Source organism: Labilibaculum sp. DW002 (assembly GCF_029029525.1).
GTDB lineage: Bacteria > Bacteroidota > Bacteroidia > Bacteroidales > Marinifilaceae > Paralabilibaculum > Paralabilibaculum antarcticum.
This window is the reverse complement of the sequence record NZ_JAKJSC010000008.1, coordinates 96,939-109,666: the sequence shown is the minus strand read 5'-3', so window position 1 is coordinate 109,666 and position 12,728 is coordinate 96,939. Positions and strand designations below refer to the sequence as shown.

Below are 12,728 nucleotides of genomic sequence, written 5' to 3'. Positions count from 1 at the left end.
AAGCTTAACAGGTCGTTAAGCCTTGTTTATTATTCCAGTATTGTTATGGAATTTCATTGTTGTGACCCGTGGCGGATTCAAACCCATGGCCTTCAGAACCGGAATCTGACGTTCTATTCAGCTGAACTAACGGGCCATTGCGTGCACAAATTTAAAAAATTATTTTGTTCTGCATGTTTATTCTACACAATATCATTTGGGAAATAAATAGCAGCTCGATAAAGGTGTATGCTTAAGGCATTAAGAACCAATTTTTAATAAAATCAGACTTCCTCTTCAAACACGATTAATATTTGTAAACTTTTGCTAATTTTGCGGTTCGAAAGCTTCGAATAACCATATTTTATCAATAATACCATGGAATACAATTTTAAAGAAATAGAAAAGAAGTGGCAGAAGTTTTGGGTAGATAACAAGACTTATAAAGTTGATGTTGATACAAGTAAACCAAAATTTTATGTGCTCGATATGTTTCCATACCCATCGGGTGCTGGTTTGCATGTTGGTCATCCACTTGGTTATATTGCTTCTGATATATATTCTCGCTACAAGCGTTTAAAAGGGTTTAATGTTTTGCATCCTATGGGGTATGATGCCTATGGTCTGCCTGCAGAGCAATATGCAATTCAAACGGGGCAACATCCAGCTATTACAACTGATGTAAATATTAAGAGATACCGTCAGCAATTAGATAAAATTGGTTTTTCTTACGATTGGGATAGAGAAATTCGTACTTGTGATCCTGAATATTACAAGTGGACACAGTGGGCATTTGTAGAAATGTTCAATCACTATTTTAATAATAAAACACAAAAAGCTGAATCTATTGAAACTCTAATTGCAAAGTTCGAGGCGAATGGAAATGCTTCTGTTAATGCTGCTTGTTCGGAAATTGAACCTTTTACAGCAGAAGAGTGGAAAGCTTATTCTGATACCGAAAAACAGGCAACTCTTTTGAATTACCGTTTAGCTTATTTAGCCAATACGATGGTGAACTGGTGTCCTGCTTTGGGTACAGTTTTGGCTAATGACGAAATTAAGGACGGTTTATCTGTTCGAGGTGGTCATCCTGTAGAGCAGAAGAAAATGCGTCAATGGTCTTTAAGAGTATCTGCTTATGCAAAGCGTTTACTTGAGGATATGGAAAAGTTGGAATGGACTGACTCATTGAAAGAAATTCAGCGTAACTGGATTGGACGTTCCGAAGGTGCAGAAATGGACTTTAAGGTAAAGGACTCAGACGTAGAAATGACAGTTTTTACAACGAGACCTGATACTATTTTTGGTGTTAGCTTTATGGTTTTGGCTCCAGAAAGTGAGTTGGTTGATCAATTGACTACTCCAGAATATAAAGAAAAAATTGCAGCTTATATTGCAGCTACTAAAAAGCGTACTGAACGAGAACGTATGGCCGATGTTAAAACGGTTAGTGGTGAATTTACAGGCTCATATGCTATACATCCATTTTCAGGAGAAGCAATTCCGGTTTGGGTGAGTGATTATGTTTTGGCTGGTTACGGAACAGGTGCTATTATGGCTGTTCCTGCACACGATAGCCGTGACTATGCTTTTGCTAAGAAATTTGATCTTCCAATTGTTCCTGTAGTATCAGATGGTGATTTAAGTGAAGGCTCATACGATGCAAAAGCTGGAGAAATGATCAATTCAGACTTCATGAATGGATTGGACGTAAAAGATGCTATTGTAAAAGCTAACGAAGAAATTGAAGAAAGAAAATTAGGTAAGCGAAAAGTGAATTTCCGCTTGCGCGATGCTATTTTCTCACGTCAGCGTTATTGGGGGGAGCCATTCCCAGTTTATTTTAAGGATGGTATGCCTAAAATGATGGATATGGATAAGTTGCCTCTTGAGTTACCTGAGGTTGATAAATATTTACCTACCGAAACGGGAGAGCCGCCATTGGGACGTGCAACAAACTGGACAACTGACGATGGTCATCCTATTGAATTGAATACAATGCCTGGTTTTGCAGGTTCATCTGCCTATTACTTGCGTTATATGGATCCTCGTAACAACGAAGCCTTGGTGTCCGAGGAAGTAAATGAGTACTGGCAAGATGTGGATTTATATATTGGTGGAACAGAGCATGCTACAGGTCACCTAATTTATTCACGTTTTTGGAATAAATTTCTTTACGATATAGGTAAGGTTTGTAAAGATGAGCCTTTCAAAAAGCTTATTAATCAAGGTATGATTCAAGGTCGCTCGAACTTTGTATACCGTATTAAGAATACCAATAAGTATGTGTCGTATGGTTTGAGAAAAGATTATGAGACGACTCAAATTCACGTTGATGTTAACATCGTGAAGAATGATGTATTAGATACTGAAGCTTTCAAAAATTGGATGCCTGAGTATGCTGATGCTGAATTTGTATTGGAAGATGAAAAATATATTTGTGGCTGGGCAGTTGAGAAAATGTCTAAGTCGATGTTTAATGTGGTTAATCCAGATGTGATTGTTGAAGAATATGGCGCTGACACACTTCGTTTATACGAAATGTTCTTAGGACCATTGGAAGCTTCAAAACCTTGGGATACTAATGGTATCGATGGAGTTCATAAATTCTTAAAAAAATTGTGGCGTTTATTCCATAATGACAAGAATGAGTTTGCAATCTCAACTGATGAACCAACTAAAGCAGAGTATAAAATTCTTCACAAGTCTATCAAAAAGATTCAAGATGATATTGAGCGATTCTCATTCAATACTTCTGTTTCTGCCTTTATGATTTGTGTTAACGAATTGAATAGTGCGAAATGTAATAAGAAAGCAATTTTAGAAGAATTACTTGCTCTTTTAGCACCATTTGCACCTCATATTACCGAAGAACTTTGGGCATTGTGTGGAAATACAAACAGTATTACCAAAGCAAGTTTTCCAGAGTTTAACGAAAGTTTTGTTCTGGAAAACAATCATAAATATCCAGTTTCGTTTAATGGAAAAATGAGATTTTTGCTGGAACTGCCATTAAGTCTGAATAAAGATGAAATTGAACAGGCTGTGATGACCTGTGAACAGGCCCAGAAATGGATAGATGGAAAAACCCCTAGAAAGGTAATTATTGTTCCTAAGAAAATTGTAAACATAGTAGTCTAAGAGAATAAAATAAAGTTGTATATTATACAAAGGGCTTTGTTTTCTTCTGAAAACAAAGCCCTTTTTTTGTCTAAATATTTAAAACGTACTGTCTAATGAAATTTTCAATCGCTGAAGCGAAATCCTATCTTATTATTACCTTAGGATTATGCATCTATAGTTTTGGTTGGACTGCTTTTTTAATTCCATCTGAAATTGTGGCAGGAGGAGTTGGAGGTATCGGAACCATCATTTACTATGCCTCGGGAGAAACCATCCCTGTTGGTTATTCCTTTTTTGTAATTAATATTTTCTTGATTTTAATTGCCTTGAAAGTTCTGGGTAGTCGTTTTGGAATCAAAACAATTTTTGGGATTATTGTAGGTTCTGTTTTGTTATACTTTCAGCAGCAATGGATTACGGAACCTTTAGTAGATGAGAAATTTATGGCGAGTATCATTGGTGGTATTTTAGCTGGTGTTGGTATTGGAATTACGTTAACACAAGGCGGAAGTACAGGTGGAACCGATATTGTTGCCATGATGATTAACAAGTATCGAAATATTGGCCCTGGTAGAGTCATACTCTATATCGATATTTTTATCATTGCTTCTTCCTATATTATCTTTGAGGATATTTCAACAATTGTGTATGGTTATGTGGAAATGGGTGTGGCAGCTTATACCATCGATATGATGATATCTGGTTCTAAGCAATCGGCTCAGCTTTTTATCATGTCAACCAAATATGAAGAGGTTGCAGAAATGCTTAGCGAGGAAACAGGTAGAGGTATATCAATGCTTCACAGTACTGGTTGGTACACTCGAAAAGATACAATGATGTTAATGATCGTTGTGCGTAAGCATGAAACACAATATATCTTTAGAGTTGTTAAAGAACTTGATCCAAAAGCTTTTATTACTATGGGGTCAGTAATGGGCGTATTTGGAGAAGGATTCGAAGAAATAAGAGCATAACATCTACAATTAATTTATCTATTTTGATGAAAAATATATTTAAAACAACAGATTTAAAAGAATCATTGCGGTCCTACTTTATAATTGCAATAGGTTTGTTTATTGGATCTGTTGGTTGGACAGGTTTCTTAATTCCATCAGAAATTGTAGGTGGTGGGGTTACTGGTATGGCTACGATTATCTATTTTGTGACCGGTTTTAAGGTTGGATATTCTGTTTTTATTATAAATTCAGTACTCCTTTTAGCATCTTTAAGAGTATTAGGCTTCAGTTTTGGACTTAAGACCATTTATGGAATATTCGTGATTTCATTTTTTCTTTGGCTATTTCAGTCAATAATAACGGAGCCTTTGGTTTCTGACCGATTTATGTGTGCTATAATTGGTGGTATTATGGCTGGAGCAAGTGCTGGTATTATACTATCGCAAGGTGGAAGTACCGGAGGTACCGATATCATTGCCATGATGATTAATAAATATCGAAATTACAGCCCAGGTCAACTTCTTTTAACTCTGGATCTGATTATTATCTCTTCATCATATTTTATCTCAAATTCCATTGAGCAAGTAGTCTATGGTTTTGTAGCTATGGGAGTGAGTGCTTATTGTGTTGATATGGCGATTGAAGGAGCTAAACAATCTGTTCAAATTTTTATTTTCACCAAAAAGCATGAAGAAATTCGTAATGAAGTTGTTTTAAATCTTGATCAAGGATTAACGGTTCTAGAGGCCAAAGGTGGCTACTCTCAACAAGATGTAAAAGTTTTGATGCTTTTAGCAAAGAAGAAAGATTCGCAAGCTATACTTAAAATGGTAAAAATTGTAGACCCAGACGCTTTCATATCTATGGGATCGGTAATGGGTGTATACGGACAAGGATTCGATAAGATAAAGTCTTAAAAAAGCTTAAATCAATAAAGATGGGTAATAGCTTGTTGTACAACTATAATAATAGTTATACCTTTAGGCTTCTAAAAAATAACGATCCACGATGAAAAAATTCTTCAATTATAAATTCTTCCTGATTGCAGGTGCTGTTCTCTTAGGTTTAATTGTTTTAAAATGGCTTTCGAAAGAGAATCAAGTAAAAGAAATTGCACAGGAAACAGTTGTAATTGATACAACGGAAAAAGAACAAATTCATTTAAAGTATGGATTTCCAATTGAAGAATTTAATGTCGAAACCAATAGAGTAAAGAGAAATCATAGTTTGTCTACTATTTTGAGACAATATGATGTTAGCTTCGGAACAATCGATAAAATAGCTAGAAAAGCTAAGAAGGTATTTAATGTTCGTAGAATTAAATCTGGACATGAATATTCAGTTCTCTTTACAAAGGATAGTTTAAAAACGCCAGAATATTTCGTTTACGAGAATACGCCTGTTGAATATATTGTTTTTGACTTACGTGATACCTTAAATGTATTTAAGGGCGAAAAGGAAATTGTTAAACATAGGAGACAAATAAAAGGTACAATTGAATCATCGCTGTGGAATGCTATGGTCGATGCAGGAGCAGATCCGGTTCTCTCAATGGAATTGTCAGATATTTATGCTTGGACGATTGATTTCTTTGGAATTGGAAAGGGAGATGAATTTAATGTGATTTACGATGAAGAAATGATTGATGGTGAATCTATTCATCAAATTGATGTGATTGCAGCGAACTTTGTTCACCACAAATCGAATAATTATGCCTTTGCTTTTACTGATGGAGAAAAAGGAGGTTATTTTGATGAAGAAGGAAAGAGTTTGCAGAAAGCATTCTTGAAGGCCCCACTTCGTTTTTCCCGCATAAGTTCTAAGTTTTCAAATAGACGTTTTCATCCGGTTCTTAAACGTTATCGTGCTCATCATGGAATCGACTATGCTGCACCAACAGGTACGCCTGTAATGACCATTGGCGATGGTGTGATTGTGAAGAGAGGATTCCAGAAAAGAGGAGGAGGACGTTATCTTAAGGTTAAACACAACTCAGTCTATACAACGACTTACATGCATTTTTCGCGTTTCGGTAAAAATGTAAGTGTTGGATCCAGAGTAAAACAAGGACAAGTTATAGGTTATGTTGGTGCGACAGGTTTAGCTACGGGACCACATTTAGATTTTAGAGTTCATAAAAATGGAAAAGCAATCAATCCATTAAGGATGAAATCGCCTCCCGTTTCTCCTGTTAAAAAGGAGAACGAAGTACGATATCAGTTAGTGATGGAGAGCTTAATGAAAGAGCTTAATAAAGAAGAAGCAATTACCTTAGAGTAATTGCTCAATAATTTTAGGGAAAAATTCGTACTCTAATTGATGAATTTTTTCGGCTACATCATCAGCAGTGTCGTTTGGAAAAACATCACATTTCGTTTGAAAAACAATTTTACCTTCATCGTATTTTTCATTTACCATGTGAATGGAAATTCCAGTTTCGGTTTCTTTATTTGCAACAACAGCTTTGTGAATATTCATTCCGTACATTCCTTTTCCTCCATACTTAGGAAGTAGAGCTGGGTGAATATTAACAATAGAATTCGAAAATTTCCGCAATAGATTAAGAGGAAGTAGCCATAGAAATCCTGCTAAAACAATAAAATCGACCTGTTTTTCGGCTAAAAAATCAACGATTTTATCCGTTTCGTTAAATTCTGAGCGGGAAAAAACGAAAGTTGGAATATTTAAGTTTTTCGCTCTGGATAGCACAAAGGCATTAGCGTTGTTAGAAAGTATTGCAGAAATTTCAAAATCAGGTTTATTGCTAAAATATCTTGCAATATTTTCAGCGTTACTTCCTGATCCAGAAGCAAAAATGGCTATTTTTTTCATGTCGGTTTTTAGTGTTGTCTCAATTATACAAATATATGCAAAATGCATTTCGAAGGGGAATTATTTCGCAGAAAAGGAAAAAGGATTATCTTTGCGACCAACTATGTGGAAATAAGTTTGATTTTATATCCTAAATTTATTTCTTTGCAGAGTTAGAAATTAATTAGTTTTTTAAATATTAATCTAAAATTTTAAAGTTATGTCTGATATTGCATCTAGAGTAAAAGCAATCATTGTTGACAAATTGGGTGTTGATGAAACAGAAGTTGCTGTTGAAGCTAGCTTCACTAATGACCTAGGAGCTGATTCATTGGATACAGTTGAGTTAATCATGGAATTCGAAAAGGAATTTAACATTGCTATTCCAGACGATCAAGCTGAGAACATCGGGACTGTAGGTGCCGCAATTTCTTATATCGAAGAAAACGCTAAGTAATTAATTAACCCAGAACCTTTTTTATGGAACTTAGAAGAGTAGTAGTAACTGGTCTTGGAACCATTAACCCAATCGGTAATAATATTGCTGAATATTGGGAAAGTTTGAAGAATGGAAAGAGCGGATCTGATAAGATTCAGCAATTCGATGCTTCAAAATTCAAGACTCAGTTCGCTTGCGAGGTTAAAAACTTCGATCCAAAAGCGCATTTCGATCGCAAAGAAGTTCGTAAACTCGATCTTTATACGCAGTATGCTTTAATTGCTGTTAAAGAAGCAATTGGGGATGCGGGTTTCGATTTGGAGGCCGAAGATTTAACAAGAGCCGGAGTAATTTGGGGTTCTGGAATTGGCGGTATTAAGACTTTCTTAGATGAAGTTACAGGATATGCAAACGGGGACGGAACTCCTCGTTTCTCTCCTTTCTTTATTCCTAAGATGATTTCTGATATTGCTGCCGGTCATATTTCTATGAGATATGGTTTCCAGGGACCGAACTACGGTACAGTTTCTGCATGTGCTTCTTCCACTCACGCTATGATTGACGCAATGAACTATATCCGTTTGGGTAAAGCTGATATTTTTATATCAGGTGGTTCAGAAGCTTCTATCAATGAAGCGGGATTAGGAGGATTTAACTCAATGCAGGCCCTTTCAACTAACAACGAAGAATACACTCAAGCATCTCGTCCATTTTGTAAAACCCGTGATGGTTTTGTAATGGGAGAAGGAGCTGGTGCTCTTATTCTTGAAGAATATGAACACGCTAAAACTCGTGGTGCGAAGATTTATGCAGAAGTTGTTGGTGGCGGGATGTCTGGTGATGCTTATCACTTGACAGCGACACATCCAGAAGGACGCGGTGCTATTAACGCTATGAAAATGGCTATTAGCGACGCTAATATGCAACCTGATGAACTAGACTACATCAACGTTCACGGAACATCTACTCCTGTAGGAGATATTCCTGAATTGAGAGCAGTTAAGACTGTTTTAGGTGAGCATGCATACAAAGTGAACATTAGTTCCACAAAATCAATGACAGGTCACCTCTTGGGAGCTGCCGGTTCAGTTGAAGCTATCGCTAGTATTCTAGCAATTAAAAACTCTACTGTACCGCCAACTATCAATCACAGAGAACAGGATCCTGAGATTGATGAGAAATTAAACCTTACTCTACACACTGCTCAAGAGCGCCCTATCAGAGCTGCTTTAAGCAACACGTTTGGTTTTGGTGGACACAATGCTTCAGTAATTTTCAAATCATTTACTGAGTAATTTGTGATTAAGTCTATTATTCAATCCATAAAACTTCGTTTCTTACCTAAGAGGGAGTTTTATGGATTGTCTTTTGATCTTTTGGGTTTTACACCCATCAAACACGATTTGTACCAACTTGCGTTAGTACATAAATCAGCATCTATCCCTTGTAAGGATGGAGTTCCTATGAATAATGAGCGTCTTGAATACCTTGGAGATGCAATCTTAGGATCTATTATTGCTGACATTCTATACAAATACTTTCCCAACAAGAGTGAGGGTTTTCTTACTCAGATTCGATCAAAAATTGTTAGCCGTGAATCTTTAAATAAATTGGCTCTTACAATTGGCTTGGATAAACAGGTGATGTCAAATGTAAACCTGAATAACAATAAGCATATTTATGGTGATGCATTCGAAGCTTTAATTGGAGCTATTTATCTGGATCAGGGATATACTATAACAAAAACCTTTATCGAGGATAAAATCTTTCGCAACTACATAAACATTGAAGAGGTGGTTACTGTAGAAACAAATTTTAAGAGTAAACTTATTGAATGGGCTCAAAAGAATAAGAAAGATATTGTTTTTGATACCCACGAAGGAGGTGTAGACAAAGTCTTGCGTTTGCCTTTGTTTACTTCAGATGTTGAGGTAGAGGAAGTGAAAATGGGAAGCGGAAAAGGAACTTCGAAAAAGGAAGCTCAGCAGAAGGCTGCACAAGAAGCGCTAATGCGCATTCGCCAAAAAGAAATGGCATCCTAACAATCTAAAATTTTTATTAGAGTTCTCATTTGTTACAGGCAAGTTTTGTGTGTAATAAAAATGCTTATGTCCTGTTGTAAACAAGTGGATATAGTTGAGAATTGGGCATAAAAAAGGACGGTAACCACAACCGCCCTTTCATCTAACTATTAACCAAAATTTTTAATCAAGGAGATTGTTTCTTATAGATTCGCTCTCCAGAGGCAAATATAGTGTCAAATTATTAACTTCAAACAGTTTTTTTGTGAAATTTATCTGTTTTTGACTGTTTTTTGCTAATATATATTAAATCTAGATCTACGAAAGTATCGCTTTTTTGGTTCGATATTCCACTATAGATTGATGATCGTTTAACTTGTGTTAAAGATTGTTAAGCAGCCTTACTCGCAATCTCTTTTTTTTATATTTGTACCTATGAATCAAAAATATATTTGGCTTGTAACAATTGTGCTTTGTATTTCCCTGTCAGGACTCATCCTAGTTCAGATTAATTTCTTTAAAAAAGCATCTGAGATTCAAGAGGAACAATTTGCCTTAACGGTAAGTAAAGCTTTGGATCAGGTTGTGAATAAGCTCAAAGTAGATGACATGACAAAAGGGGGATATAATTATAATAATAGTTTCTCTAATAATAAGCCATCGAAAAATATAAGTGTATCAAGTTCAGTGCTGAACATTAATATTCCAATGAACCCTAACTTGCACGAAAAAGCAACGCTTAGTGTTTCTACTGGAAGTTCTCATTCGGTTATTGCTGAGGCAGAGTTTAATTCAAAAGGGTTGAGCGGTTTGTCTAAAGCAGCTGAAAAATTACAAAACCAATTTAATAAAGGACTAAATGGAGGTTCTTATCAGGTAGGGCAGATTGTGAATCAAATGGCACGCTCTAATTTAGCTTTGTCCGAAAGGATAAATATGAATGACTTAAAGAAGGTAATTGAGCAGAAGTTGACGGATAACGGAATTAAGTTGAAGTTTGAATATGCAATAAGATCAAATAGCAGGTATGTTAAAAATTCTGTAAACTATTTTACAAACCCTTCTTTTGATAAATATAGCAAGCAATTATTTCCTGATGATTTGAGTTTAAATTCTAATCATTTGTATATTTATTTTCCAGGGCAACAGAAATTTATGGTGCAATCCTATTTTATGCTTTTGCCGGCTTTCATTTTAACTTTGGTACTTATTCTTTCTAGTGCATTTACAATCTTTATTATTTTTCGACAAAAGAGGTTGTCGAAAATTAAGAATGATTTTATTAATAATATGACCCATGAGTTTAAAACGCCAATATCTACTATTTCATTGGCTTCTCAAATGTTAAAAGACAATACGGTAACAACTACAGCATCTACTGTAGATCATATTGCAAAAATTATTAATGATGAAAGCCGACGTTTGAGTTATCAAGTTGAAAAAGTCTTACAAATGGCAGTGTTCAACGAAGTAAGGATGAAACTAAAATTGAAGGCTACTAATGTTCATAAGATTATTCAGGTTTTATTGCCTAACTTTACGATAAGGGTTGAGGATCGAAAGGGTAATATGTACCAAAATATTGATGCTGAACATGATTTAGTTATGGCAGATGAAGTTCATTTAAGTAATGTGATTTCAAATTTGCTAGATAATGCAATTAAATATTGTAAGGATGCTCCCGAAATTAGTATCACTACAAGAAATAAAAATAAAGGTATTGTGATCTCAATTACGGATAATGGTATCGGAATAACAAAAGAAGATCAGAAAATGATATTTGAACGTTTCTTTAGAGTTCATACAGGAAATGTTCATGATGTTAAAGGATTTGGATTGGGATTGTCCTATGTTAAAAAAATTACTGATGCTCATAATGGTCAGGTAACTGTTGATAGCATTCCCGATAAAGGATCTAAATTTGAAATTTATCTTCCCTTAAAAAAATAGATACATATGGAACAAGTAAAGATTTTACTAGCAGAAGATGACGCTAATCTTGGACTTTTATTAAAAGAATATTTGGTAGCCAAGGGTTATGATACCACTCTTTGTGAGGATGGTGATAAAGCTTATGATGAGTTTTTGAAAAATCCATATGATCTGTGCATTTTTGATATCATGATGCCACATAGAGATGGTTTTACACTAGCCAAAGATATTCGTTTGATCAACAGCGAGATTCCTATTATCTTTTTAACTGCAAAGTCAATGAAGGAAGATGTATTGGAAGGCTTTAAATTGGGTGCAGATGATTATATGACCAAACCATTTAGTATGGAAGAGTTATTGGTACGAATTGAGGCTGTGCTAAGAAGAACTTCCGGAGTGAAAAATGAGAATACTCAGGAAGAATTTAAGTTGGGTCGCTTTTTGTTTGATTCTAAAAAGCAGTTTCTTCAAGATGGTGACGTTACAACTAAACTAACTACAAAAGAATCGGAGTTGTTAAAGCTTCTTTGTAATAATGTAAATAAAGTTTTGGAGCGTAATTTAGCTTTAAGAACGATTTGGTCGGATGATAATTATTTTAACGCTCGTAGTATGGATGTGTATATTACCAAGCTTAGAAAGCATCTTAAGCCTGAACCAGGGATTGAAATTATTAATGTTCATGGTAAAGGATATAAGTTGATCATGTAACAGATATTGAGATATAAAAAAAACGCCGATCATTTGATCGGCGTTTTTTTTTAATTAGATTCTCTAAAAGTCATCAGAGTCTTCAGAGTCGTCGTTCTTTTTCTCATAAGCAAGTTCACGTTCGCGCTTTAGCATTTCTTGATACATGCTACGCATATATTTGATCCCAAATTGCATAGCTTCTTGTTTGCTTTGAAAATTTGATTTGATCAACTGGTGGACGCTTAACTCTTCACTTGGATCAGAAGTATAATAGAAAATATCTATGTTAGGTCTATTTCCTTTTTTCTTGATTTCCATTCCAAACCAGGTTACAAATTCCTGATCTCCTACTTTAATATGACGTAATATTTTTATCATTTTCTGATTTTTTTTCTGTTGCGAAGATACTTCATTTTTTTTAATGATAGATATTTCAGAGAATGAATTAATTGCATAAAAAAGAGGATCTTGCTTCCAAGATCCTCAGTATAGAATAATTAAATTTTCTATGTTAAGATGTTTGTGGAAGCATTACTTCCGAGATTATTTCTTGATATTGTCCAGAGTAATTTTCCAAACACCAATTTTTCAGTGTTTCGAAATCTGCAGGATTCAGCCATTTTATGGCCTTTACTAACTCTTTTCTAAAAAGAGCGAAATCAAAACTAACATTAGCAAGTACGATTTTTGTTTGTTCAAGCATATTGGTTTGAATTTATAGTTTTTGATAAAGCTTGTGTTACGAATCTACAATTTTATTTGTAGTTAAAAGAG

General features: G+C 35.0%; 12 protein-coding genes and 1 tRNA gene. 9 read left to right on the top strand and 4 right to left on the bottom strand.

Annotated elements, in window-relative coordinates; all coding sequences use genetic code 11:
* Positions 1–62 precede the first annotated feature (62 nt).
* Positions 63–136 (bottom strand) — tRNA-Arg (locus L3049_RS19465).
* A 221-nt stretch (positions 137–357) separates the two neighbouring features.
* On the opposite strand from L3049_RS19465, the gene leuS reads away from it, so the two are divergent.
* The 4 genes from leuS (at position 358) to L3049_RS19445 (ending at position 6,338) form a co-directional block, all read left to right on the top strand.
* Positions 358–3,120 carry a leucine--tRNA ligase gene (gene leuS, locus L3049_RS19460; protein ID WP_275111501.1) on the top strand — a complete coding sequence of 921 codons (2,763 nt, stop codon included), beginning with the start codon at positions 358–360 and terminating at the stop codon, positions 3,118–3,120.
* 95 nt (positions 3,121–3,215) lie between these two features.
* A complete protein-coding gene (locus L3049_RS19455) occupies positions 3,216–4,076 on the top strand; it encodes a YitT family protein (protein WP_275111500.1) in 861 nt (286 codons plus the stop codon).
* Between the two features lie 26 nt (positions 4,077–4,102).
* Positions 4,103–4,975 (top strand): YitT family protein, encoded by an 873-nt coding sequence (locus tag L3049_RS19450; RefSeq protein WP_275111499.1) that lies wholly within the window; start codon positions 4,103–4,105, stop codon positions 4,973–4,975.
* A 91-nt stretch (positions 4,976–5,066) separates the two neighbouring features.
* Entirely contained in the window at positions 5,067–6,338 is a 1,272-nt protein-coding gene (locus L3049_RS19445; protein WP_275111498.1) for a peptidoglycan DD-metalloendopeptidase family protein, read from the top strand.
* Here L3049_RS19445 and purN read toward each other — a convergent pair.
* Complete coding sequence (gene purN, locus L3049_RS19440; RefSeq protein ID WP_275111497.1) at positions 6,330–6,890, bottom strand: phosphoribosylglycinamide formyltransferase; 561 nt, start codon at positions 6,888–6,890, stop codon at positions 6,330–6,332. The two genes, L3049_RS19445 and purN, sit on opposite strands and share 9 nt — an antisense overlap.
* Before the next feature lie 199 nt (positions 6,891–7,089).
* Between purN and L3049_RS19435 the strand changes: the two genes are divergently transcribed.
* From L3049_RS19435 to rprY, 5 genes are all read left to right on the top strand, one after another.
* A complete protein-coding gene (locus L3049_RS19435; protein ID WP_129255248.1) occupies positions 7,090–7,326 on the top strand; it encodes an acyl carrier protein in 237 nt (78 codons plus the stop codon).
* A 23-nt stretch (positions 7,327–7,349) separates the two neighbouring features.
* Entirely contained in the window at positions 7,350–8,603 is a 1,254-nt protein-coding gene (gene fabF, locus L3049_RS19430; protein ID WP_275111496.1) for a beta-ketoacyl-ACP synthase II, read from the top strand.
* 3 nt (positions 8,604–8,606) lie between these two features.
* Positions 8,607–9,350, top strand: coding sequence for a ribonuclease III (rnc, locus tag L3049_RS19425; protein ID WP_275111495.1), 744 nt, complete (start codon positions 8,607–8,609; stop codon positions 9,348–9,350).
* 414 nt (positions 9,351–9,764) lie between these two features.
* Positions 9,765–11,279, top strand: coding sequence for a sensor histidine kinase (locus tag L3049_RS19420; protein ID WP_275111494.1), 1,515 nt, complete (start codon positions 9,765–9,767; stop codon positions 11,277–11,279).
* 6 nt (positions 11,280–11,285) lie between these two features.
* Entirely contained in the window at positions 11,286–11,972 is a 687-nt protein-coding gene (rprY, locus tag L3049_RS19415; protein ID WP_275111493.1) for a response regulator transcription factor RprY, read from the top strand.
* A gap of 63 nt (positions 11,973–12,035) precedes the next feature.
* Here the strand turns inward: rprY and L3049_RS19410 are convergent, their stop codons facing one another.
* Entirely contained in the window at positions 12,036–12,332 is a 297-nt protein-coding gene (locus L3049_RS19410; protein ID WP_275111492.1) for a hypothetical protein, read from the bottom strand.
* A gap of 133 nt (positions 12,333–12,465) precedes the next feature.
* The gene (locus L3049_RS19405; RefSeq protein WP_275111491.1) at positions 12,466–12,657 is read right to left on the bottom strand and encodes a hypothetical protein; all 192 of its coding nucleotides are present in this window, start codon (positions 12,655–12,657) and stop codon (positions 12,466–12,468) included.
* Positions 12,658–12,728: the final 71 nt, after the last annotated feature.

What these genes read in the sequence shown, in the direction of transcription:
- L3049_RS19455 (WP_275111500.1), top strand. Translation starts at nt 3,216, where the DNA reads ATGAAATTTTCAATCGCTGAAGCGAAATCCTATCTTATTATTACCTTA.
- fabF (WP_275111496.1), top strand. Translation starts at nt 7,350, where the DNA reads ATGGAACTTAGAAGAGTAGTAGTAACTGGTCTTGGAACCATTAACCCA.
- L3049_RS19420 (WP_275111494.1), top strand. Translation starts at nt 9,765, where the DNA reads ATGAATCAAAAATATATTTGGCTTGTAACAATTGTGCTTTGTATTTCC.
- leuS (WP_275111501.1), top strand. Translation starts at nt 358, where the DNA reads ATGGAATACAATTTTAAAGAAATAGAAAAGAAGTGGCAGAAGTTTTGG.
- L3049_RS19450 (WP_275111499.1), top strand. Translation starts at nt 4,103, where the DNA reads ATGAAAAATATATTTAAAACAACAGATTTAAAAGAATCATTGCGGTCC.
- rprY (WP_275111493.1), top strand. Translation starts at nt 11,286, where the DNA reads ATGGAACAAGTAAAGATTTTACTAGCAGAAGATGACGCTAATCTTGGA.
- L3049_RS19435 (WP_129255248.1), top strand. Translation starts at nt 7,090, where the DNA reads ATGTCTGATATTGCATCTAGAGTAAAAGCAATCATTGTTGACAAATTG.
- purN (WP_275111497.1), bottom strand. Translation starts at nt 6,890, where the DNA reads ATGAAAAAAATAGCCATTTTTGCTTCTGGATCAGGAAGTAACGCTGAA.
- L3049_RS19405 (WP_275111491.1), bottom strand. Translation starts at nt 12,657, where the DNA reads ATGCTTGAACAAACAAAAATCGTACTTGCTAATGTTAGTTTTGATTTC.
- L3049_RS19410 (WP_275111492.1), bottom strand. Translation starts at nt 12,332, where the DNA reads ATGATAAAAATATTACGTCATATTAAAGTAGGAGATCAGGAATTTGTA.
- L3049_RS19445 (WP_275111498.1), top strand. Translation starts at nt 5,067, where the DNA reads ATGAAAAAATTCTTCAATTATAAATTCTTCCTGATTGCAGGTGCTGTT.